The organism is bacterium (assembly GCA_040755755.1).
GTDB lineage: Bacteria > SZUA-182 > SZUA-182 > DTGQ01 > DTGQ01 > DTGQ01.
Genome location: JBFLZW010000041.1, coordinates 51,546 through 76,234 on the forward strand (window position 1 = coordinate 51,546; position 24,689 = coordinate 76,234).

The 24,689-nt window shown below is 49.7% G+C and carries 19 protein-coding genes; 18 read left to right on the forward strand and 1 reads right to left on the reverse strand.

Going from position 1 to position 24,689, the window contains the following annotated elements:
- Positions 1 to 450 precede the first annotated feature (450 nt).
- Complete coding sequence (locus tag AB1611_13240) at positions 451 to 2,196, reverse strand: transglutaminase domain-containing protein (GenBank protein MEW6380552.1); 1,746 nt, start codon at positions 2,194 to 2,196, stop codon at positions 451 to 453.
- A 360-nt stretch (positions 2,197 to 2,556) separates the two neighbouring features.
- On the opposite strand from AB1611_13240, the gene AB1611_13245 reads away from it, so the two are divergent.
- The 18 genes from AB1611_13245 (at position 2,557) to AB1611_13330 (ending at position 24,680) form a co-directional block, all read left to right on the forward strand.
- The gene (locus tag AB1611_13245) at positions 2,557 to 3,774 is read left to right on the forward strand and encodes a glycosyltransferase (protein MEW6380553.1); all 1,218 of its coding nucleotides are present in this window, start codon (positions 2,557 to 2,559) and stop codon (positions 3,772 to 3,774) included.
- A 138-nt stretch (positions 3,775 to 3,912) separates the two neighbouring features.
- On the forward strand, positions 3,913 to 5,850 hold the full coding sequence (asnB, locus tag AB1611_13250) for an asparagine synthase (glutamine-hydrolyzing) (protein ID MEW6380554.1): 1,938 nt from the start codon (positions 3,913 to 3,915) through the stop codon (positions 5,848 to 5,850).
- 959 nt (positions 5,851 to 6,809) lie between these two features.
- On the forward strand, positions 6,810 to 7,805 hold the full coding sequence (locus tag AB1611_13255; GenBank protein MEW6380555.1) for a polysaccharide biosynthesis/export family protein: 996 nt from the start codon (positions 6,810 to 6,812) through the stop codon (positions 7,803 to 7,805).
- Positions 7,806 to 8,122: 317 nt separating this feature from the next.
- Positions 8,123 to 10,435 (forward strand): polysaccharide biosynthesis tyrosine autokinase, encoded by a 2,313-nt coding sequence (locus AB1611_13260; protein ID MEW6380556.1) that lies wholly within the window; start codon positions 8,123 to 8,125, stop codon positions 10,433 to 10,435.
- Between the two features lie 105 nt (positions 10,436 to 10,540).
- Entirely contained in the window at positions 10,541 to 11,425 is an 885-nt protein-coding gene (rfbD, locus tag AB1611_13265; GenBank protein ID MEW6380557.1) for a dTDP-4-dehydrorhamnose reductase, read from the forward strand.
- A 35-nt stretch (positions 11,426 to 11,460) separates the two neighbouring features.
- Positions 11,461 to 12,615 (forward strand): dTDP-glucose 4,6-dehydratase, encoded by a 1,155-nt coding sequence (gene rfbB / locus AB1611_13270; GenBank protein MEW6380558.1) that lies wholly within the window; start codon positions 11,461 to 11,463, stop codon positions 12,613 to 12,615.
- Positions 12,616 to 12,761: 146 nt separating this feature from the next.
- Positions 12,762 to 13,655: a glucose-1-phosphate thymidylyltransferase RfbA gene (rfbA, locus tag AB1611_13275; GenBank protein MEW6380559.1), complete on the forward strand. Its 894-nt coding sequence runs from the start codon at positions 12,762 to 12,764 to the stop codon at positions 13,653 to 13,655.
- Between the two features lie 95 nt (positions 13,656 to 13,750).
- On the forward strand, positions 13,751 to 13,972 hold the full coding sequence (locus AB1611_13280) for a toxin-antitoxin system, antitoxin component, Xre family protein (protein ID MEW6380560.1): 222 nt from the start codon (positions 13,751 to 13,753) through the stop codon (positions 13,970 to 13,972).
- Entirely contained in the window at positions 13,950 to 14,315 is a 366-nt protein-coding gene (locus tag AB1611_13285) for a type II toxin-antitoxin system PemK/MazF family toxin (protein ID MEW6380561.1), read from the forward strand. Before AB1611_13280 ends, AB1611_13285 begins: the two co-directional genes overlap by 23 nt.
- A gap of 30 nt (positions 14,316 to 14,345) precedes the next feature.
- Complete coding sequence (gene rfbC, locus AB1611_13290) at positions 14,346 to 14,921, forward strand: dTDP-4-dehydrorhamnose 3,5-epimerase (protein ID MEW6380562.1); 576 nt, start codon at positions 14,346 to 14,348, stop codon at positions 14,919 to 14,921.
- A 138-nt stretch (positions 14,922 to 15,059) separates the two neighbouring features.
- On the forward strand, positions 15,060 to 16,367 hold the full coding sequence (locus AB1611_13295; GenBank protein MEW6380563.1) for a Coenzyme F420 hydrogenase/dehydrogenase, beta subunit C-terminal domain: 1,308 nt from the start codon (positions 15,060 to 15,062) through the stop codon (positions 16,365 to 16,367).
- Between the two features lie 103 nt (positions 16,368 to 16,470).
- Positions 16,471 to 17,643 carry a DegT/DnrJ/EryC1/StrS family aminotransferase gene (locus tag AB1611_13300; GenBank protein ID MEW6380564.1) on the forward strand — a complete coding sequence of 391 codons (1,173 nt, stop codon included), beginning with the start codon at positions 16,471 to 16,473 and terminating at the stop codon, positions 17,641 to 17,643.
- 41 nt (positions 17,644 to 17,684) lie between these two features.
- The gene (locus tag AB1611_13305; protein ID MEW6380565.1) at positions 17,685 to 18,887 is read left to right on the forward strand and encodes an aminotransferase class I/II-fold pyridoxal phosphate-dependent enzyme; all 1,203 of its coding nucleotides are present in this window, start codon (positions 17,685 to 17,687) and stop codon (positions 18,885 to 18,887) included.
- Between the two features lie 239 nt (positions 18,888 to 19,126).
- Positions 19,127 to 19,465, forward strand: a complete 339-nt coding sequence (locus tag AB1611_13310; protein MEW6380566.1) for an acyltransferase — start codon at positions 19,127 to 19,129, stop codon at positions 19,463 to 19,465.
- A complete protein-coding gene (locus tag AB1611_13315) occupies positions 19,458 to 20,099 on the forward strand; it encodes a class I SAM-dependent methyltransferase (protein ID MEW6380567.1) in 642 nt (213 codons plus the stop codon). Before AB1611_13310 ends, AB1611_13315 begins: the two co-directional genes overlap by 8 nt.
- Positions 20,099 to 21,559: an MOP flippase family protein gene (locus AB1611_13320; protein ID MEW6380568.1), complete on the forward strand. Its 1,461-nt coding sequence runs from the start codon at positions 20,099 to 20,101 to the stop codon at positions 21,557 to 21,559. The genes AB1611_13315 and AB1611_13320 overlap by 1 nt, the downstream gene beginning before the upstream one ends.
- Positions 21,559 to 23,394 (forward strand): asparagine synthase-related protein, encoded by a 1,836-nt coding sequence (locus AB1611_13325; GenBank protein ID MEW6380569.1) that lies wholly within the window; start codon positions 21,559 to 21,561, stop codon positions 23,392 to 23,394. Before AB1611_13320 ends, AB1611_13325 begins: the two co-directional genes overlap by 1 nt.
- 113 nt (positions 23,395 to 23,507) lie before the next feature.
- Positions 23,508 to 24,680, forward strand: a complete 1,173-nt coding sequence (locus tag AB1611_13330; protein MEW6380570.1) for a glycosyltransferase — start codon at positions 23,508 to 23,510, stop codon at positions 24,678 to 24,680.
- Positions 24,681 to 24,689 lie beyond the last annotated feature (9 nt).

A 24,689-nucleotide genomic window follows, 5' to 3' on the forward strand; every position in this document is an offset into this window, starting at 1 on the left:
AGAATCCATGCCGGTGAAGCATTTGGGCACAGGAGGGGATGAGGGGACAGGCATGATAAGAAAAGGGATGAGGCAGATTCCTTCCGACTCACGCAGGCTGAGCTTGGCGCACTCAGGATATGACACCATCTTCACTTCACGAACTTTACCTTAAAAGCCCCAAGGCAATCTCCAACCTGCGATTTATTTCATCCATTAAATCCTTATCCATTTTTTCTCAGAGACGGAGTATCAACGAGTTATGGAGAACTGTTAATTTATGCACTCTCAGCACTGAGCGTTGCTTCAAAACTGCCACGCATCACTATTTGTCGGGCCATTGGATTGGCTCACCATCTTCAGGCGAGTGAATATCCTCTTGGATCGATCAAGCATTGGATAGGCTGGTATTTGGTCTCCGGGTCTACTTTGGTCCGACCCGGACACCACGGACCCCAACGGCTCAGTATATCACCACAGGAACCCACTCAACCCGGTATAGCCGAAGATGCTGCCTGTCCCAAAACCGAAACCATACGCCGGACTGGAGGAGTAACCATACGTGCCGGAGAATTGGCCATAAGTTATGGGCGAACTGACCACACTCGTGAAGCCGAAGCTGCCCACGGGGCTGTACCAGCCGGAGGACATGCTGCCAAAGCCGCTTCCACCTCCCCCCCCACTTCCCCCATAGCCGAAGCCAGCCGCTGGACTGTATGCTGCGGGGCTATAGTTATACGCAGCGCCATAGTTGTACGCCGTGCCGCTGTACAGGCGGGGGGACTGGCTGTATGCAGCAGACTGGCCATAGGAAAAGGATGAGGGGCTGAGCGGACTGGCGGGATTAAAACTGACCACAGGGGTAACGCCACCGCTGGAGACAAAGCTCCCTGCCGGGCTATAGCCGGAGAATGAACTGCCAAAGCCGCCAGTGATTCCCCCTCCAAACCCAGGAGTATATCCGGACGCAGGAGGAGTATAGCTGCTTGCCTGTCTGCCGGGTGTTGATTGACCGGCGGTGCTGGATGTATGGGCAGGGTTGGCGGAAGAAGCGGGGTTGTTTCCGGTTGGACTATTCGAGGCCACAGGACCGGCCGGGGCAACCGATTGACTGACGGCACCGGGAGTAACCTCGAGGGAAAGAGCATAGTCACCGGCTGTGATATCATCTGTCTTTCTCAGGCAATTGATGTGAACTACATCGTTTTTGATCTCAAACACCAGGCCAGTCTCTGCCTGAGTAACCGAAGGGGCGGCATGATAGTAAGACCATGAGATTGCTGACAGATCGGAATTATCTCTTCCATGAGCCTCCTTGAGGCGAAAGATATCGACGTGGTGAATATCGCGCTGGGCATCATACGGAATCCAGCCAAGTTCAGGATAGTAAACCTCGACCCAGGAATGAGGGCCGGTAAGCCAGCTCGTATAGTAGGTCGAATAGCCGATCGACCAGTCATACATTCTGGCCAGACTGATTCCCGAAACGAAGCGGGCGGGGATTCCTCCGGCCCGCAGCAGGGCACAGGCAAGATGAGCAAAATTGGTGCAGACCCCTTTTCTGAGCATCAGGGTAGAGCGGGCATCAGAAGCTGGATTTGCATCGTACTCGATGTTGTTCAATATCCACTTGACGATATTTTCAACCGCCTGGAATTGATGGGTACAGCCGGCTACCAGCTCATCAGCCTTGGCTTTGATCGCCTGATCGGTGGATTGAACCATACCGGTACCTGTGAGATATTGCTGTACATCAAGTGGCAGAGTCCCTTGATTGACCGGGAAAGGATCACTGCTCACCAGGGGGTCGAGTATCGCCCTGACAGTTGCCTGCTGGGTTATGGTAATGTCCAGAGCAGTATTCCCGATGCCCTTCCAGATCAGATCGGTATACGAATTCCCATACTTATCGGTCCCCGGCCGCTGAATGTCCGGCTCTGATGAGAAGGAAAGGGAAAAGGCGCTGTCTTCCTGAACATTCGTGCGGTAGGTATACTGAGCAGGGTGAAAGTAGCGGTAGGAGAATTCGCTGACCGCTCCCGTGATCTGGAAGGTAAGTGTCTGCTCGGTAACGATATCCGCTGACATGTTGCCGGTAATATAAAAGTATTCTGCCCTCAAGATGCCTGCCTTCATGAATTGCTGAAAAAAGAGCGAGATACACAGCAAAAAGATCAACTTCGATTTGAGCAACAAAATTTTATCTATTTTCTTCATACCGTTTCCTCCGTTTGACCAGGCTGAATCCTGCCTGCCGACAGCTTCATCCGGTTTGGCTTGGGAGCAATTATGGAAAGTAAATGAGAATAGAACTGGATATTAGATAGTATACAAAATTACGTCTGATTTTGAAAGAGAAAGTTTCCAGCAGGATGGATGATACCTGCAGGGTTTTTTTCCGATAAGTACGATAGCAAAGTTTTTGAAAAATGATCTCTCTGAATTTAACTCGACCGGACAGGAACTTCCATTCTATCTCTGGAGAGTTTCAGCACCAGCGCAGGATAACGCCGTGCGCCACTGGCCACTGACCACTTACTACTTACCTTAAACCTGGTACGGAGGATACAACTGACGATGGAGGATAAGAAGGGTGTACTCAGGGAGCTTCCGGTGAATATTTTACACATCCTGGACCATTCTCTCCCGTACGTTACCGGATACAGCCTGAGAAGCCATACCATGATAAAACTGCAACGGGATTTGGGGTTCAATCCTCTGATCATCACTTCTTCCCGGCATGCCCTTGTCTCTAATCCCGTGGAGTTGATCGATGGGATTTATCACTACCGGACCTTTTTTCCGGAAGAAGGGGAAAATTTCGGGAAACACTGCCTTTTGGGGAAAGAAAAGCTCCTGATTTCTCTCCTGAATCGGGCTGTTTCGAAGATAGCGGCCCAGCAGAGGGTAGATTTGATCCATGCCCATTCTCCCTGTACCAATGGACTGGCCGCTCTGGAAGTCTGCCGGAGAAAGAGAATACCCCTGCTGTATGAGATTGATGATGTTCAGGACACCTTAACTGCCGGCCGCAAGGAGGAAACTCCGCTGTCGAGCCCTGTTTTGAGGAGAAATCTGGAAGCTTTTTTATGGCAGCAGGCCGGGGCTGTGGTGGTCAGGGAAGAAAGACAGCGGGAGGAAATCATCCGTTCGGGAATTCCCGGAGAAAATGTTTACGTAGTTCCCCGGGAAGATGGCTGCACCAGAGAGACAAATTTGCAGGAGGATAATCAGACAGCAGGTTTCATCTGCTCTCTGTATCATCTGCAAGGGGTCAGTTCCCTGCTCGGAGTATTTTTGAAAGAAAGAAATTCAACCGGCGGCTCCCTCGCTGTTCCCGGCACGGAAGGAGACAGGAGGAAGAAAAAATCAGGAGTCAAATCCCAAGGTTCTGATACTTCAGGGCATATTATTTATATCGGTCAGGTCAAGCCCCGGAATTCCCGACGCCTGCATCCGCTCATCAATGTTCTGGTTTATCCGTGGTTAGCGGCGGGTCCAATCGGGGAGAAAGTTCTTTCTTCAGATCCGATCGATGCCCTGCTTATCGATGGAGGTGCTGCGGCTGGTGAAGCAGCCGATTTATGGGAGATGAAAGCGGATAAGCAGGCGCAGTCAACTTTAGGGGCTGAAGATATTTCCGAATTAACCGGCAGGTGTCTCAAGCTTCTCATAAACAGGCAAATCAGGCACATTTGTGAGGAAAGATGCAGGCAGCAGGCCGGGAAGAATCCCTCCCGGCTTGAAGTAATGGAGCAGTATCTCAAAATTTATAAAACGCTGCTCTCTCTCTAGTTCCCTTCCCGAAGGGGAAATTACCTGGTGAGCATCCATAAAGTTCCGATAAGAACACTGATGGGTTTTCAACTGGCAGAGGGAACCTTGTGATCTCGATTTGTCATTCTTCCCCGGAATTTCAGCGGAGCGCGAATCATGGGCGGAATTGTCGGAGCTTACGGATATTACAATCAGCAGCCGGTTCAGGAAGGGTTGATTCGGAAAATGACCAATACCTTAAAGCACCGGGGGCCGGACGAGAGGGGTGAATATCATGACCGGGAGCTTGCCCTGGGACATCGGCGGCTGTGCATTATTGATAGGGAAGAAGGACAGCAGCCGCTGTTCAATGAAGACCGTTCAAAAGTGCTGGTCCTCGATGGAGAGATTTATAATTATCGAGAGCTGCAGCAGTATCTGAGGGGCAGGGGGCATTATTTCCAGACCGACTCCGATGCGGAAGTTGCTCTCCACCTCTATGAGGAAAAAGGAGTACAATTTCTTGGCGATCTGCAGGGCATGTTCTCCCTGGCACTGTGGGACAAGAAGGCCAGGCAACTGGTGCTGGCCCGCGACCAACTGGGCATCAAGCCGCTGTATTACTGTTCTGACGGATACCGGCTGCTGTTTGCCTCCCAGATCAGAGCGCTTTTCCAGGACCGGACTGTGGACCGGGAGCTTAATCCCCGCAGCCTGGCCGACTACTTGACTTACCTGTATGTTCCGGCACCCAAAAGCATTTTCCTGGGGATTTATAAAATCCCTCCGGGCTATTATCTGCTCTGTTCTCCGGAAGGGTATGTGGTGCGAAAGTACTGGGATCTTGAATTACCTTCCCAGGAAGAGGAGGGGTCGTCTTGGGAGGAGTATCAGCACACCCTGCTCGATCTGCTTTCGGAGTCGATCAGCAGTCATTTGCCTGCCGGCATGCCGGCAGAGGTGTTCCTGAGTGGAGGGCTCGATTCGGCGACCCTGCTGGCTGTGGGGCATCGGCTGGGGGCAGACCTGCGGGCTTATACTCTCGGATTTGATGGGTCAGACATGGATGAGCGGCCCTTTTCACGCCTTCTGGCCCATTATTTCGACATTCCATACCGGGAATGGGTCGGGAACCCGAAGATGATGCTGAAACGGTTGGACCAGGTGGTCCAGTCATATGATGAACCCCTGGGCGATGCCGCAACTGTTTTGACCTATGAAATGGCCCGGCAGGCAGCAGGACAGCATACCAGAGTAGCCCTGTCCGGAGAAGGAGGGGGAATGATCTTTACCCCCTGCTGCCGGTATGGCCTGAACCGGGAGGATAATTGCATCCAGCGCTTGTGGTCAGACGGCATGGTGAATACTTATTCTCCGGGAGCGGGGAGCTGTTTGGGAGTTGGATGGATAGGTCGATTACTTCAGAGGCAACCCGGCCAGTCCGGGGCATCTTTGGCCCGTACGTACTTTAACTCCCTGGCCTGTTTTTCGGCCGAAGAGATCCATCGGCTTTTGAGCAGGGATTTCTTTTCCGAACTTCGCGGGTATGATCCATTTGTTCTGTTCCATGATCTCTACCAGAAGGCAGCCAGTCCCGACCCCTGCTCACGGCTGCACTATGTGGAGATGAAGAGCTATTTACCGGATAATGTACTGGCCAAAGTCGATCGAGCCGGTATGGCCAATTCCCTGGAAATCCGGCTGCCGCTTCTGAATCACCGGCTGGTGGAATTTCTCGTCCGGGTGCCGGTCCGGTTCAGGCTGAAGGGAACAGAAGAAAGATATCTTTTAAGAAAAACCCTGGAAGGGATTCTTCCGTCGGTAATTGTCTGGCGCAGGGAACAGAAAGCCGATCTCCTGTTCCGAAACCTGCTTTTGGATGACAGTTGCCTGACAGAGGAGGATTTGGGGCAGAGCAGTCACTGTTCTCTTTTATCTGAAATCCTGAACTTTGACGAAATAACTTCCATCCGTCAGCACCATCGGCGGGGAAACCGGGATTACTCCAGGCAGATGTGGGCTGTACTTTTTTTGTGCAAATGGTACCGCCAGTACATGTCCAGAACCACCAGCAATGCCCGTGAAGAGGCTGAGCCATCGCTGGTGGTGTGCTAAGTTGAGTTTGGCATGCCATTTGCATTAATGAACGTGGTAACGAAATAAATGCCCAGACCGGGGAGCTTCAACATGGCGGTGAATTGTGGGGGATGTTCGAAAACATATTGGAGCCCTTCCGGCCACGACAACTGAAGCGGAAAATCTGATTATTGCGAATTGTGAACGGTAATTTTCTCTGGTGACTGCGAACAAACTACTTGCGGAGCTTCGACTACACACGACAAATCCTATGACTGCTGGGTGAATGCTGCTGCTCACGAGGTATGGGAACTTTGCTCTCTGATCTGGGCTTTTATTACTGTCATGGCACTGTTATGAGTGATTGTTGCCAGAGCCGACAGGAATTCTGCACTCAAATCTTGCTGGGCGGAATCCGGAAAGAGCGTGGCCGGCGTGCCCCTGTTGTGGACTGGCCTTCCAGAATCTGTATAAATTTTTACCAGGCACGATAGTGAGCTCGTCTCTCAGATCGAGGTATAGTATCTATATGTAATATTTATTCATAACTTATACTAATTAATAACTATTTTAGCTTTATTTCTCCTGACTTCTGGCTCCTGATTTCTGACTTCCGGTTTCTGACTCCTGACTTCGCTCTCCTGACCACGGACCATTGACTTTTGGCTCCTGACTCCGGGCTTGGATCTCCTTAACTTGTAATTTACTAAATTTTACAATAAGTTTCTTACATAGCTGTCTGAAAAACTAGTTGACAAAGGGGTGGGCATGGTTTAATATACGTTCCGAAAAGCTGGCAAGAAATTATTACAATTAATTCAACTTCTACACTATAGTATGTCAATTATCAAATGAGCTTCCTCGGGTGACAATTATCAACTAATTTTACTCACTTTTTTCTCGCTGTACAGAGTTTCGCGGATATTTTTGCCTGGAGGAGAGATTTCCCCGGTCACGAGTGCCCAATACGATAACTCCAATACGGGAAGGGGATGAGAATGCTAACTATACTTATATTTATGCCTATGCTCCTGAAGGTCGGCTTATTTTCCTGGGCTAGAGCTTGCTTTTTCTTCTCTGTTCAATTAAGGCGTCTGGCAGCGGTTCTCTTTTCCCTGGTTATCACCTGCCTTATCTCATCATCTTCCATCTCCATAGAGTTGAAGGATTATTCTATAGGTCCTCAGGATGTTTTAAAAATCGAGGTCTGGGATAATCCCGATTTATCGAGGGAAGTGACGGTCTCATTGAAAAATACCATTTCCTTCCCGCTGATAGGAGAAATGCAGGTTGAAGGGTATACCGTAGAGAATCTCCAGCAGAAGATCCGGACCCGTCTGGCAGATGGTTATCTGGTTAATCCCCAGGTTACGGTAACGGTCAAGGAATATAACAGCAAAAAGGTTTATGTGCTGGGAGAGGTCGAGAAGCCCGGCTATTATCCCTTCTCCAAAGTAACCACCATGGTCGAGATCATCTCGATGGCTGGCGGACTTACTCCCGATGCCGGGCAGGAAGCTTATATTATCCGGTCTCCGGAGAAAATTGACCCTGACGATATCAAACACCTCATTCAGGGAGGAAAAAACGACCTTCCCTCCGAAACTGCAATCAACAGCTCAAACACCATCCCCGGCAAGGGTTCTGCATCCGAGGGTGCAGTCAAAAACCAGGTTATTACTCTTAACCTGAACGACTTTAATCAGGGCATCAATCTCAATTTCGAGCTTCAGAATAATGATACTCTCTACATTCCCAAGGCCCAGTTTTTCTATGTGATTGGGGAAGTGAAATCTCCCGGACGGTTCAAGCTGGAAAAAGAGGTTAATGTACTGCAAACCATCTCGATGGCAGGCGGGCTTACTCAGAAGGCCAGTGAAAGAAAGATCAGGATCATCAGGACCCTGGATGGCAAGGAGCATGAGATAAAAGCCAAAATGACGGATCTGGTTTTGCCGGATGACATAATCAAGGTTCCTGAGAGTTTCTTTTGAATTTAGCTGTTTATCCATCAAAGTTTATCTCCTCATAAGTTATATCTCAAGGTTTGGGTTTTCCCTTTCAGCATCACCATGCAGCGTTTTATTTGAAGTATGTATGTGCAGGAATAATTGTCGGTGTGGTTGTATGGCCGGGTTATCATTGCATCAGGTAACTCACAGGGCGAAGCTATTTTCAGGAGTCAGAATCCAGAAGTCAGAAGTCAGGAGAAGAGGATTGCTTATTCTGACTCCTGACTCCTGACTCCAGGGTACGATATAGTTCAAACTTAAGGATAGTTGCCACAATCAGTATAGGGGAATACTTATCTATGGAGCATCAACAATTGAGCTTTCAAGAGGAAGAGATACATCTTCGGGACTATTGGCGGGTCGTCATGAAGTATCGATGGACCGTCGTCACCCTCTTTATCATCGTGTTCGTAACCGTAGCTATAGCTACTTTCAGCGCCGAGCCGGTCTACAAGGCCACTGCCCAGATTCTCATCGATAAGGAAAACCCCAATGTTCTCTCAATCCAGGAGGTCATGTCCCTGGATGCTCAGGATCTTGACTACTATCAGACGCAATATAAAATTCTCCAGAGCCGGTCCCTGACCAGGGCGGTCATCAAGGCCATGGACCTTGCCCATCACAAGGAGTTTGACAGTACTCAGCAGGAAAAAGGGCTGATTGCCACAGTCGCCAGCTCTATCAGGGAATCGCTCAGCTCCCTGCTGCATACCTTCTTTCCTTCCCGGCCTGATTCTTCGGCAACAGCCACTCTGACTCCTCAGGAGATCCGTGACCGGGAGGAAGGCAGGCTGATCGATGCCTTTCTCGACAAGCTGCAGGTCGAGCCGATCAGAAACAGCCACCTGGTCAACATCAGCTTTCTGGCCCATGACCCGACCCTGACGGCAAGGGTTGTCAATGTCCTGGCCGATCAGTACATTCAACACAACCTGAAGCTCAAGTTCGAGGCCTCGATGGATGCCTCCGAGTGGTTGAACCGGAATGTGGGCGAGCTCAAGAAGAAGGTGGAAACCTCCGAGGAGGCCCTTCACTCCTATAAGGAGGAGAATAAGATTGTCTCTCTTGAGGAAAAGCAGGACATTATCGTCCAGAAGCTTTCCGAGCTCAACACCGCAGTCACGGATGCCAAAACCAAGAGGATCCGTCTTGAGACCCTCTATAATCAGGCAAACAAATTTAAAGCCAGCGGGGAGATGCTCGAATCCCTCCCTTCGGTCATGAATAACCCTCTCATCCAGGAGCTGAAAAAGGATTATATCTCTCTTCTGGCCGAGTATAACCGGGAGTCCAAACAATATGGTTCCAAGCATCCGCACATCATCAAGATCAGCTCTCAATTGACCTCTCTCAAGAACAGGATTCAGTCCGAGGTTCAAAAGATTGCCAACAGCATCAAGACCGAGTATGAAATCGCCGTAGCCCAGGAGCAGGTCCTGATCGAGGCCCTGAACGAGCAAAAGGAAGAGGCCCTGGAGCTGAACAAGAAGGCGATTCAATACAACGTCCTGAAGCGGGATGCCGAAAGCAACCAGCAGATGTTCGAGGTGGTCCTGAACCGCCTGAAAGAGACCGATCTGACCCGCGGCCTGAAGAACAGCAACATCCGGATCATCGACCGGGCCGAAGTGCCCGAATTTCCGATCAAGCCCAATAAAAAGCTCAACCTGTTACTGGGTGCGATCGTCGGGCTGTTTGCCGGTATCGGGCTGTCCTTCTTCTTTGAATATCTGGATAATACTATCAAGACCCCGGAAGACCTCAAGCGCTATCTTAACCTTACCTTTCTCGGTCCGGTTCCCCATCTGGATTTATCCGAAACAGAGGGACTTCCCTGCCCTGAGATGATAGCCCTGCACAAACCCAAAAGCCATACCAGTGAGGCCTACAAGGGCCTGCGGACCAGCGTCCTGTTCTCCTTCCCCGACCATGATCCCAAGGCATTGCTGATTACCAGCGCCTCTCCTTCTGAAGGAAAGACCATTACATCGACCAATCTGGCCATCACCATGGCCCAGGGAGGCTCGCGGGTGGTCATGATTGACTGCGATATGCGCAAACCCCGTCTTCACCGCCTGTTGAATATGAAGAATGAAAAGGGAATTTCGAACCTGCTCATCGGCCAGTGCCCGATCGAGGATGTTCTGCAGAATGGACCGGTGGACAATCTCAAGATTATAACCTGCGGCCATCGCCCTCCCAATCCTTCCGAGCTTCTGGTTTCTGATAACCTGAAAAATATCCTGACTGAGCTTAAAAAACGGTTCGATCATATCATCATCGACTCACCCCCGCTGGTTGCGGTAACGGATTCGGTAATCATCAGCCGCATTGTCGATGGTGTCATTCTGGTGATCCACGGAGGTGTGACCAGCAGGGAAGTCATCAAGCGGGGTTATGACCTTTTGAAAAATGTCAATGCCCCGATGCTCGGTGGAATCATAAATAATATTGACCTTGGCAAGCGAAGCTACTATTATTACTACCAGTATTATTATTACCAGTATTATGGAGACGGGGAAACGAAAACACACAAGCGGCGCACGAGGAAAAAACGCGTACAGCATGCTGAGCACGAGGTAAACGAAAGCCGGGAGGTTGCCTGGAAATAACCCGTGCAGGATAAGGCAAAATACGAAATACAAAATGAAAATACAAAGGACACCACAGAGACACAGAGGCACAGAGAAAAGCGAAGATAGATCAGGGAGATCATGGTGAAAATTTTGCTGATTGGATCCGGCGGCCAGGTTGGATGGGAGCTTGACAGGACATTGCAGGTTCTGGGCGAGGTCATCGCCCTGGATTATCCGGCAATCGATCTGACCAGCCCGGAGCAGATACGGAAAACGGTACGGGATATCCGTCCCGCGCTCATCGTCAATGCCGCCGCCTACACAGCCGTGGACAAGGCGGAGGAAGAGCCCGATGTCGCCCTGGCGATCAATGGCCGGGCACCGGGCATTCTGGCTGAAGAGGCAAAAAGGGTCGGGGCCGCTATCGTGCACTACTCCACCGACTATGTGTTCGATGGCCGGGGAAGCTCCCCCTATACCGAAAACGATACACCCAATCCCCTGAATACTTACGGTCGCACCAAGCTGGAGGGTGATCTGGCTGTCCAGGCGGCGGGTGTGCCGCATCTCATCCTGCGGGTCAGTTGGGTGTACGGAGCCCGGGGGAAGAATTTCCTGCTCACCATGCTGAAGCTGGCCGGGGAGAGGGAGGAAATCCGGGTGGTGGATGACCAGATCGGCAGCCCCACCTGGTGTCGGATGATCGCCGAGGCCACGGCCCAGATTCTGGCCCAGGGAGTGAGTGACCTTTCGGGGTTCCTCCGGGACCGGGGCGGGCTCTATCACCTGACCGCCGCAGGAAAGACAAGCTGGTTTGGCTTCACCAGGGCGATTCTGGCCGCAGATCCTCACCGGAATGAGCACAAAGCCGTGCGGCTCATCCCGATTTCAACGGCTGAATATCCCACCAAAGCCAGGCGGCCTGCTTATTCGCTGTTATCATCCGAGGCTGCCCGTGCAGCGTTCGGTATCCGGCTTCCCGGATGGGAAAGCTCACTGAACCAGGTGTTATCAACTACAACCTAATAGAGTCAAGATAGAGTAAAGATAGAGTAACGCCAATGGGAAGATCATCTTTTGTGCAATTTTCGCCAATACCCCGGTCTCCGCAATCTCATCAGGTTATTCTGGTCACCGGCGGGGCGGGATTCATCGGATCGAATTTCATTCGCTCCGCGCTTGCCAGCCGGCCCGGCTGGCGGATCGTCAACCTCGATGCCCTGACCTATGCCGGGAATCTGGCCAATTTCAGCGACCTCCCCCCCCAAGATGCGCAGCGGCACCGCTTTGTTCAGGGCGATATCAGGGACACGAAGTGTCTGAAGCAGATTTTCGAACAGGAAGCGATAAGCGCAGTCGTTCACTTTGCCGCCGAGTCCCATGTTGACCGCTCCATCCTCGGCCCCGATGCCTTTGTCGATACCAATGTCCTGGGAACCTTCCGGCTGCTGGAAGCGGCACGGGCCTGTTGGGAAGGCAGGGGCAGGCCCGAAGCTTTCCGGTTTCTGCATGTCTCGACCGATGAGGTATATGGAAGCCTCGGCCCCACGGGCCGCTTCCATGAGGACACCCCCTACGATCCTTCGAGTCCGTACTCGGCCTCGAAGGCTTCTTCGGACCATTTCGTGAGGGCATATTACCGCACCTTCGGTCTGCCGACCCTGGTCACGAACTGCTCCAATAACTACGGACCCTATCAGTTTCCCGAAAAGCTCATTCCGCTGATGATCATCAACATCATCGAAAAAAAGCCCCTCCCGGTCTACGGGGACGGGAAAAACGTCCGCGACTGGCTCTACGTGCTCGATCACTGCGAGGCCCTGCTCAGGGTTCTTGAGGCAGGGGTGCCGGGTGAGACCTATAATGTCGGCGGAGGGGCCGAGCGGGGGAACATCGATATCGTCCATCAACTGTGCGACCTTCTCGACCGCCGCCTGATGAGACCGGCAGCGGATTCGAGCCATCAGCTCATCCGCTTCGTTCCCGACCGCCCCGGCCACGACCGGCGCTACGCCATCGATTCCTCGAAGATTCGGCGGGAGCTGGGCTGGTCGCCGCAGCATGATTTCGAGCAGGCCCTTGCGGCCACGGTTGACTGGTACCTGAACCACCTCGATTGGGTCGAGGCTGTCCGCAGCGGAGAATACCGCACCTGGATCAGCCTGAATTACCAGAACCGGGAGGAATGGTGTAAAAAAGAAGACACGGTGGGGTAGGTATAATCCCTCCCCGTGGAGGGCACCCTCATCTCGTGGAAAATACACTCCCTCGCCCCTTGGGGGAGAGGGTTGGGGTGAGGGGGATGGCAGTTAGCAGGGTTTGGGGAAGGATTTTCGTCAGGAAGGAAGGATAAGGAAGGATTATGAAAGGTATCATTCTTGCCGGGGGGTCGGGAACACGGCTGTATCCCATCACCCAGGTTGTGAGCAAGCAGCTTATGCCGGTGTATGACAAGCCGATGATTTACTATCCCTTGTCGGTACTCATGCTGGCCGGGATCCGGGAGATTCTGGTCATTTCCACGCCGTCGGATTTGCCCCGGTTCCGGGAGCTTCTGGGGGACGGGACCCAATGGGGTCTTTCCTTCTCGTATGCCGAGCAGCCCCGTCCGGAGGGCCTGGCGCAGGCTTTTATCATCGGCCGGGAATTTGTCGGCAGCGACTCGGTTTCCCTGATCCTGGGGGATAATATCTTCTATGGCCATGATCTGGTGAAAATCCTCCGACGGGCAGCAGCCCAGAGCGAAGGAGCGACCATTTTCGGCTATTGGGTGCGGGACCCGGAACGCTACGGGGTGGTGTCCTTCGATGAGAGCGGGCAGGCAATAAGCATCGAGGAAAAGCCGGCCCGGCCGAAATCTCACTATGCCGTGACCGGCCTGTATTTCTATGACAGCCGGGTCCTGGACATAGCCCTTGGCCTGAAGCCTTCGGCCAGGGGAGAGCTGGAAATCACCGATGTCAATCGGACGTATCTTGCATTGGGGGCTCTCAAAGTGGAAAAACTGGGCCGGGGCATTGCCTGGCTGGATACCGGGACCCATGAGTCCCTGCTTCAGGCATCGAACTTTATCGAAGTCGTCGAGCACCGCCAGGGGCTGAAAATTGCCTGTATCGAGGAAATCGCCTACCGCCTCGGCTATATCGATGCCAGCCAGGTGGAGAGCCTGGCCGGATGTCTGGCCAAGAACAGCTATGGTCAATACCTGCTGCATATGCTGCAAGCAACTGACCGGGAACAGGACATAGCGCCATGAACGTTTTCCGTACGTTAGATGTTCCCCATCTTGTATAGAAGTATCCAATACACTATAATGATACAAGCAGTGGAGAACTTTCCAGGAGGCAAGCTATGAAACAGGATATAAAAATCACTTCTCAGCACGAGCAAAGCCTTGTTGAGAAGATCCGCAGTCTTTCGCCTGAGAGGATTGCCGAGGTGGAAGACTTTATTGACTTCCTGTGTCAGCGCGACCTGGATCATCGTCTGACCCAATCGGCTGCCAGGCTCTCTGAACCAGCATTTCAAAAGGTATGGGATAATCCTGACGATGCAGACTATGATCAGCTATGAATTTGGTGATGTTGTCCTTGTCCCGTTTCCTTTCACCGATCAGTCAGTCAGCAAAAAACGCCCGGCCATAGTCGTCAGCTCCAGCGCTTATCACCGGGAGCGTCAAGATATTGTCCTCATGGCGGCGACGAGCCAGATAAAACCATCGGCATCTTTTGGCGAAGTTACGATCGCTCAATGGGAGCAAGCCGGTCTCCTTAAACCATCAGTAATTAAGCCGATCTTTACCACGATCGAGAAGCTGCTTGTCTTGAGAAAGCTCGGAAGGCTCGATAAACGAGACAGGCGGAATCTTCAAGAGAGCCTTCGAGAGATTCTGGGCGAAGACGATGGTCACGGTTAACCAGGTAAGTTTAGTAGGATAGGAAAGAGCATGAATATTTATCATACCTCACTCGAAGGAATACTGCTGATCGAGCCGCGTGTTTTCGAGGATTACCGGGGGTTCTTTCTGGAAACTTATCACCAGCGAAGGTTCCAGGAAGCGGGAATCAATCAGGCTTTTGTCCAGGATAACCATTCCCATTCCGTGCGGAATACGCTGCGGGGCCTGCACTACCAGCTTCAGCACCCGCAGGGGAAGCTGGTCTGGGTGGTGCGGGGCACGATCTTTGACGTGGCGATCGATATCCGCCGGGGCTCTCCGACCTTCGGCCAATGGCTCGGCGTCCACCTGAGCGCCGAGAACCACCGCCAGATATTCATCCCGGAAGGATTTGCCCACGGCTTTTGCGTCCTCAGCGACCAGGCTGACGTTATCTATAAGTGCACGGACCTCTATACCCCCGGAGACGAGTACGGCATCCGATGGAACGACCCTGCCCTGGCCATCAACTGGCCGGTGCAGGAACCTGTCCTGTCGGAAAAGGATGCCCGCTACCCCGCCCTCGTCCAGGTGGAGGAAGATATGCTGCCCCGGTGGAAGGGGCGCACAGGGGCAGGGTTTTAGGCAATGTATTGAATTTGCTGGCATTAAAGTTCCTCCCCCTTGAGGGGGGAGGTCAGGTGGGGGTGAATGATAGAATCCACCTTGGATAGAGGAATAATTGGGAGTTCCCTTAAGTGCCTGGACCTGGAGAGTCCCTGATTGCTGAGCAAGGCTCCCAACGGTATTTCCTTCGAGCCGAACCGCTGTTGTCAATGCGGTGTCTGCCTTTCCGTATGCCCGCACGGTGCCCTTACCGCCTGCATCGACGATAAGCTGCTCATCTACCGGATTGACTGGCAGCGCGAAAAGTGCAGCCTGTGTGGAAGGTGTGTTAAAACCTGTCCGGCTTCTGTCACCAGCACCTGGTCGGTGCAGCAAAACCCGCCTGAAATACCGGCGACATATCTGGCCTGGATAACCGATGAACGGTTGAGATATTGTTCCTCGTCAGGGGGTGCATGCCGGGGATTGATTCAGGCGGCGCTCGATTGCGGGCTGGCCGATTACGCTTACACCCTGCTCAAGACCGACGCCTTCCCCTGGGCACAAGGCCGCTGGATGCGGAGCATCGAGGACCTGTCGGCAATAGCCAACTCCCTGTATCTTCCGCTGATGTTCGGGAAGAACCTCTATCCTCTCCCTGCAGGAAACCGCCTCCTGGTGGCAGGGCTCCCCTGCCAATTGGCAGCTTTCACCAGGTCCCTGGGCGGCAGCAGGAGCCTGAGCAGCAACAGGAGCCTGAGCAGCAGCAAAGTAAAGGGTGATCTTTTCACTATAGCTATCTTCTGCAAGCAGCAAAAGACCTTCGGCTTTGCCAGATTTTTCGCCTCGCTGGCCGGGTATGAATTCCCCTCCTGCCCCCCGATAACTTTTCGGGGAAACGGCTGGCCGGGCCAGGTTTCCATTGGCTCTTCCCCTGGCTCTTACTCTGAGCCCTGGGAGCAAATAGCAGGCCTGATCTTCGGCAAGAAACTGTGGCGGCTGCCTGCCTGCGCCCTGTGCGCCGACCCCTTTGCCAGTGGCGCAGACCTTGTTCTCGCTGACCCCTGGGGTATTTCCGGGCAATCCATCGATGCCGGTAAAACCCTGGTCTTTGCCATGTCGATGAGGGGCCGGTCTTTCCTTGAGTCTCAAAAAGGGCAAGAGGCTGGGAAAAGGCAGGAGGGTGGAAAAAAACAAATGGCCTGGAATGAAATTCCCGGCAAGGTTGCCTTTGATTCAATAGACTGGCCAGGCATGGTGAGGAAAGCCCGGTTGAAGAAACTGTATGCCGGGCAAGCCACCGGCGCTGGCACTGGAACTGGCGATGATGCTGGCACTGGTACTTCCGGCATGGAAAGGTTGTTCTTTTTCCTGGCAGAAAAGCAAAAACGAGTCTACGAAAGCCTCCTGGACTGTTTCAAACCACCAGTATGGTTACAGAAAGTTATTGGCAAATTACCCGATCTGGAGCGATTGGTAAGGTAAGGGGGCGGTGCGGCTTGTGCGTTCTCAGCGCCCTCTCGCACAATCCATGTCATGAAGCTTGTGTTTTGAGTAATCAAGAAAGAAGAAGAGGAGGTACTTATTCATGGTCGTAGCATCACCCATCCGTTCCAAAGAGCGTTTCCTCGTGTTTGGTTCTCCTGCTATAGAAGATGCCGAGATTCAGGAAGTTGTTGCCAGTATGCAGAGCGGCTGGCTGGGTACCGGCCCAAAAGTGGCCCGGTTTGAAAATGATTTCAGGATTTATAAAGGTATAAAACATGCGGTAGCTGTCAACTCCTGCACCGCAGCCCTGCATTTGAGCATTCTGGCTGCCGGACTCAAGCCGGGTGATGAAGTCATTACCACGGCCATGACGTTCTGCGCTACGGTCAATGCCATCGTTCACGCCGGTGCTACCCCGGTACTGGTAGATATCGATCCCGTAACCATGAACATGGACCCGGAGCAGGTCGAGGCCAGAATCACTCCCAGAACCCGGGCCATTCTCCCGGTGCATTTCGCCGGTTGGCCATGTGATATGGATGCCCTCTGCGCCATTGCGAAGCGGCACGGTCTGAAGCTGATCGAAGATTGTGCTCACGCCATCGAGGCAGAGTACAAGGGCCGCAAGAGCGGCTCATTCGGAGACTTTGGCTGTTTCAGCTTTTATGTCACCAAAAATATCGTGACCGGTGAAGGCGGCATGGTCCTGACAAACCGTGAAGAGGACGCTGCCCGGATTAAGGTTTTGGCCCTGCACGGCATGACCAAAGATGCCTGGAAGCGGTTCAGTGACGAAGGATATAAACATTACCAGGTCGTAGAGCTTGGATTCAAATACAATATGATGGATATCCAGGCTGCAATCGGGATTCATCAACTGCAGCGCATTGAGCAGTACTGGCAGAAACGAAGAAAAATCTGGCAGCGGTATAACACGGCATTTCGCGGCTTGCCGATCGGTTTGCCGGGAAACCACGGACCGGAAATCCGGCATGCCTATCACCTCTATACGATCATGGTCGATAAAGCCCGCGCCGGTATCAGCCGCGATAGTTTTCTGAACGCCATGACCGCCCATAATATCGGTGTCGGCGTGCACTACCTGAGCATTCCCGAACATCCCTACTATCGAGAGACCTTTGGCTGGAAACCGGAAGATTACCCGAATGCCCTGCGCATTGGCCGCCAGACAGTCAGCCTGCCGCTCTCAGCCAAGCTGACGGATGAGGATGTCGAGGATGTGATCGAGGCGGTCAGGAGCTCTTTGAGTTGAGTCATTGGACTAACAGTATTGCTTTTGCTGGCCGGAACCAGATGAGAAACCTTAAGAATCTGGTGTTAGGCAGGCCGGTGATACTGCCTTCGCTCGGTTCAATGACCCTGGACCAGGATGATGTTGATCTTGCGCGGAATTGGTTGCAGAACCGTTCACAGTGGATGGACCCAGGACTTGTTACTCAATACGAGACTCGGTTTGCTCATTGGAACGGTTCAAAGCATGCTTTTGCCTTTATGGGTGGGCGAGTGGCTCTCAGCGCATGTATCCATGCGCTTGGGCTGCAACCCGGAGATGAGGTAATTCTGCCTGGCTATACCTGTGTTGTTGTTCCCAATGCATTTCATTATGCTGGAATCAAGGTAGTTTATTGCGACATTGAGCTCGATACCTATGGATTGGATGTTGCCCAAATTAAAAGCAAAATTACTGCCAAAACCCGTGCTATCTTACTGCATCACCTGTATGGCCTGGTTTGCCGAGACTATGAAGCTATTATCGAGTTGGCGAAACACCATGGGTTAAGAGTAATTGAAGATTGTGCACATTCAACAGGAGCAGAATATCGAGGGCGGAAAGTTGGTAATTGGGGCGATGCAGCCTTTTACAGTAGTGAACAATCAAAGGTTTTTACTACTATTCAAGGGGGAATAGCCGTTACTAATGATGAGAAAATTGCAGAAGGACTCAGGGAATATTATGATCAGGCCCCCTTGCCGGATGAGGATTGGCTAGACAAGCAACTGCATAATGTAATCTTGAACTATTATCGATTCAAGCATCCTCATCGCTGGTGGCGTGGAGATCTGATCAACATAAGATATGGTGACAAATCCCTTGTCTCTACCACCTGTGAGGAAGAGCAAGGGATTTGTCCCGGTCACTACGGACGGAAAATGATAGCGCCTATCGCTGCCATTGGGATTAACCAACTTAAAAAAATTGACCACTATAACGAGCGGAGACGACAGACCGCAAAGAGGTGGGATCAATGGTGTATGGCGAGAGGATACAAGCAGCCAGTGGTAATCGATGGTTCGGTTCCGGTTTATCTGCGCTACCCGGTATTAGTTGAACCAGAAAAGAAGCAAGATCCATTATGGGCTGTTAAGGAACTCGGTGTTAACATTGGGGTCTGGTTTGTTACCAATATCCATCCTGCACAGCGGGTGGTAGAAGGGTGTCCGAATGCGAATTTGGCTGTGAAGCAGTGTATAAATTTTCCGTGCCTGATCGAATAATGTTAAAACGGATTGTGCGCTTTTTGTTTAAATGCCTTGAATTTGCTTACCAGCTTTTTGGGGGAGCAATAAGAGGTAATGATTCCGCGGCCGCGTCATTTGTTAGGAAGAAGGTGTACGGTAGTACATGTGAGATTGATACTAACGTTTTTATAAAGAATAAACGCAATTTTATAACTGGCTCTGGCTGCTGTCTCTATCATTCGTGCTATATTTTAAATAACAATGGTAAGTTTACCATGGGCAATAATTCGCACCTAGGTGCTTTTTGCTATGTAAATGTGTGCTTTGGAACGGTAACTATAGGTGATGATGTCGCTATTGGTCCGGGGACAAAAATAATTGCTTACTCTAATCATTATCAGTATGGAAAGAAAATCACGGAGGTAAGAATCACCGAGGATGTTACCATTGGAAACAATGTCTTTATTGGAGCAAATTGTATTATTCTCCCGGGAACGATTATTCCTGATAATACCATTGTTGGTGCTGGCTCTGTAGTGAAAGGTAAACTGGAGTCAAACTCCATATATGGCGGTGTTCCCTGTAAAAGGATAAAAACTGGCTGGTATGAATAATTTTAACTTTCTCATAAATGATATTAACCACAGGATTGCGCAGTCCCTTCCTTATAAAGGTCGTGTGATTGACCTTGGATGCGGTACAGCACCTTATAAGAAATACATATTAAAAGTAGCCGATAAGTATATTGGTGTAGATTGGAAAAGTAGCTTTCATGACCAAAGTAATGTCGATGTATTCTGTGATCTTTCCAAGCAATTCCCTTTCGAAGACAATTGTGCCGACACGATTGTATCCTTTCAGGTTATAGAGCATTTGCCGGAACCAGGCTCTTTTCTAGCCGAATGCTACCGAATCCTACGGCCGGGGGGCAGGTTATTTTTTACCGCGCCATTTATGTGGCATATTCATGAAGCGCCTTATGACTACTATCGGTATACCAGGTATGGATTTATTCATTTACTTGAAAAGAGTGGATTCGTTAACATTAAGGTGCATGAAAATACGGGATTTTGGCAGATGTGGGTACTTAAATTCAACTATCATACAAGTCACTTTACCCACGGACTGCTTAAGTACTTATTAATTCCAATCTGGTATATAGGGCAGATCATATCTCCAATCCTAGACAAATATGATAGCCATCCGCAGGAAACTGCCAGCTATACTGCTTTTGCGAGTAAGCCTTAATGTCTCTTAAACGGTCCGCTGTTTCTGGAGTCAAATGGATGGGCATGTCCAAGGCTCTGGCTACTGGTGCTGATTTCCTCAAGCTGGCTATTTTGGCTCGTTTATTGACCCCATCGGATTTTGGTCTGATGGGTATGATAAGGGTAATCATTGGCTTCGCGCAGGCCTTCAGTGATATGGGTTTTAGTAATGCTATTATCTACAGGCAAGATGCTAATCAGGATCAGCTTTCCACAATCTACTGGCTCAGTATATTGACCGGCGTGTTAGTGTTTGCTCTGGTGTGGGTGGCAACACCGCTCTTGGTTTATTTTTATCATGAGCCCAGACTGAGGGATTTACTCTTTTGGGCAGCGTTAAGTTTTATCATTACTTCCATTGGTAATCAATTCCAGGTTTTGCTACAGAAGGAATTGCACTTTAATTGCTTGGCTGGGATAGAGGTAACAGCAGTCATCATTGGGGCTACTATTGCGGTCGTATCGGCTGTAGCTGGTCAGGGTGTCTTTTCGCTTATTTGGGGTCAATTAGCCTCGGCTGGTTCAATGGCTCTCTTGCTGACAGTGTTTGGAAGTAAGACGTGGCGCCCTCATCTACATTTTAAACGAGATGATTTAAAAGGCTATATGAGCTTTGGCCTTTATCAAATGGGTGAACGGGCAGTAAATTACTACACCGCCAATGTAGACTATTTGATAATTGGCCGGTTTTTAGGAGCTGATATCCTCGGAATTTATACTATAGCCTATGAGCTGGTGGTTAGACCTATTTCAACCATAAATCCAGTTGTGACTCGTGTCGCCTTTCCTCTCTTTGCCAAGAAGCAGGCAGACAATGCAGCCTTACGTCGGGGCTACCTTGAAGTAATCAGGCTGCTCGCTTTTATTATCTTTCCTCTCTTGATAGGACTAGGAGTGACTGCTCCCTTGGCCATACCCGTATTTTTCGGGAAACGCTGGGTGTCAGCTATTCACCTCGTTCAAATTTTAGTAATACTCGGGATGCTAAAGTCCATAGAGAATCCAATAGGTTCTATTCTATTGGCCAAAGGACGGGCAGATATAGGATTTGGTATGAATGCCTTTTGTGCCGCAGTGAATACTTGCGTATTTTGGTTTGTAGTGCGGTATGGCGTATATGCTATGGCTTGGGCAGAAGTTGCTTTATGCTTGGTTTACTTTATAGTTGGCTTAACGATTTTGTATTTTATCATCGGACTTGGCCAGTCTGAATATTTTGCTGCTTTAATCAAACCAACAGTGGCAAGTTCAGCTATGGGTGCAATTGTGTTTAATGCTTATTTTTTACTTTCTAGGTTGGCTTTGAGCAGATCCATCCTGCTGCTTGGGTTGGTTATGCTCGGCATGACGGTGTTCGGATTATTGATGTCAGTTTTTGAGCGCAATTACTTAGTAGGGGTATGGAATTTAGTGACTAACAGGAAACAGGAGATACACTGATGCCAGGGCTGGTAGGATTTGCGATTCTCCATAGTAAACGGATGATGAATCCGATTGGCCAGGTCGATCCCAAGAAGGTGCTTTACAAGATGCAGGATTTAATCACTCATGAGGATTTCTATAAAAGAGATGAACTCTTTTATGACGGTTATCTCGGTGCAACGCGGTCTCATATCAATATTATTCAAAAAGAATCTCAGCCTTATTGCCGTGATGGTATCTACATATGGCTGGATGGAGAGTTTTATAATCGAGAAGAAATATCCAGGCGGCACCGGATCACCGCAAAGACTGACCTTGAGTTACTTCATGTACTTTTTAGGCAAGAAAGCACTTTCTCTTTCCTTAAAGGAATAGATGGTATTTTTTCAGCTATTGTTTATGACTCACTTCAGCAGAAGGTATATTTGATAGCTGATCGCTATGGATTGCGGCATTTATATTGGACTGTATATCGGGGGTGCCTTGCTTGGAGTACAGAAATAAAAGCCATAACAGCAATACCTGGCTTTGAACCAAAAGTTGATCATCGGGCTATGAAAGAATTTTTAGGCATCGGCTATATGCTGGAGAACCGTACTTGGTTTGAGCAAATTGAATTGCTGCCATCAGGGACTGTCCTGGCTTGGGATATTAAGAATGGAGATATCTGTAGCAAACATCGCTACTGGTGGTGGGATGAAATTAAACCTATGACCGGAAAGATTAATGAAGATGATGTCGCGAGGGAATTAGGGCGACTTCTGGTCGATGCGGTTGAGAGGCGATGCTATAGAGGGGATCGCGTTGGATTAACGTTGAGTGGTGGGTTAGACTCGAGGGCATTGTTGGCTGCTATGCCAGATCAGGGGAATCAAATCCATGCAGTTACCTTTGGCAGAGCAGGCTGTGATGATGTGCGGATTGCAGCCTTGGCCGCCAAGGTCAAGGGTGCTGTACACCATAATATTGAATTAAATAGTACCAATTGGCTAATGCCACGCCTTGCTGGAATATGGTGGACTGATGGGCAGTTGAGCCTTATGCATATGCACGGTATAGAAGCAAGAAGTATGATTAGAAATATATTCCAGGTAAATCTTAATGGGTTTGCTGGTGACCTTATCTTGGGTGGAAGTTATCTCAAAGATAGAAGGTTCTTATCTGTCAATAATGATAGAAATCTGATCGCCAGTATTATGGATTGTGATCCTTCTCTTATTGAGAATTTTCCTCAATATTCACCATTAGGTAAATTTGATTTTTATTTCCTTCAAAATAGGGTTAGAAGGTTCACTTTCTGTGGAACGAAACATTGGCTGACCTCCGTGGAGCAAAGAAAACCATTTTATGATAATAAACTTATCGAGTTGGTCTATTCTTTGCCAGATGCAATGAGGTTTAACAGTCACATCTACAGGCTTATGCTCCTTAAAACATTTCCTGACTTTTATCAAAGGATTCCGTGGCAAAGAACGGGTGTTCCTATCAGTAGGTCCGCCTCAATGGTGGAAGCGGTCACACTCCTTCGTAAAACCAGGAATAAGGTTCAGCGGAAATTGAGTTCGCTTGGTATTCAATGTAATAACCTTATTAATTATACAGACTATCCAAATTGGTTACGGCAAGAGCCAGCCCGCTCTTTTTTTGATAAGGTTCTAAATAGCCCATCAGCGATATATCCTGCCTACATTTCAAAGGAACAAGTATATGATAAGTTGGCAAGACATCAGCATGGCGAAGATCATGCTGAGATGTTGTGTCGATATGCAACCTTTGAAATTTGGCTGCAACAGATATATGAAAATCACCATAGACCGGGTAATGAGGCGATTTGTGAATTAACTGCTTGTTAATGCATTTGGAAGTTGAGTCACTTGAAAAGGCTGTGACTCAATCCTCAATTCAACCAGAGAGACTTCCCAAGGCCACAATAAATAAAGCACAACAACTAAAAAGGTAATAGTTTATGAAAGCATTACATTTGGTAACCATGTATTTACCCCTTACTGAGGGGTGGATATATTCTCAGATAGCAGACCAAAATTCATTGACCAGCACCGTAGGAGCCATCCATCGGTCTGATATTGATTACTATCCATTTCCCGACACCCATGTATTTACTGATCAGTGGCCGATTTTTAAAAGAGGAAAAATGAGGAAGCTATTGTACAAGTTTCCCCAAATTGCTATTTATTGGCTTAAGCATAAGTTAAAACAAGGTTCTTTTGACCTTTTGCACTGCCATTTCGGCGACTTAGGATTTTATGCCCTCCCTTTGAAAAAATATTTACAGATTCCCATGGTCACCATGTTTTATGGATATGATGCAACGCAACTCCCTGCTCAAAAACCGATCTGGCGTAAACGGTATTTAGAATTGTTCCAGCATGGGGAAATATTTTTGGTCGAAGGAAACCATATGAAAAAAACCTTGATGAAACTGGGATGCCCCGAAGAGAAGATCAAAATTTTTCATCTTGGGGTTGACCTCCAAGGTATTCCTTCACAAGCAAAGTATGTTCAGAAAGGGGAAACACTGAAGCTGCTGGCAGCGGGCGCCTTTCGTGAGAAAAAGGGGCTGCCTTATGCAATTGAAGCATTTGCCCAAGCTAAGCAAGAATGCGAAGACATGACGCTTACCGTAATAGGCGACTCTCCTGGAGGCGATCGGGAAGAAAGGGAAAAGGAAAGAATTTTACAGGTTGTAAGTCACTATAATATATCAGATTCTGTAACTTTCCTTGGGTTCCAGCCACATCAAAGGTTCATTGAAGAGTTACAAAAGCATCATCTATTCATCTCTCCGAGCGTTGTAGCCGAAGATGGAGACACAGAGGGTGGATCACCCGTATCCATCACTGAGGCATCCGCTGCTAGTCTCCCGATAATCAGTACTTATCACTGCGATATCCCTGAAGTAGTACTCCATGAGAGTACAGGACTTTTAGTAAAGGAGAAAGATATTAACGGACTTAAAGAAAGCATATTATACTTTGCAAGTCACAGAGACAAGGTTAATACTTTCGGTTTGAACGGCCGCCAGCATATAGCTGACGAGTATAACCTCAGTAAACAACTCATCAAATTACAGAGTATTTACAAGGATCTTCTGAGAAAAGAAAGTATGACATACAACTGATCCTGATGA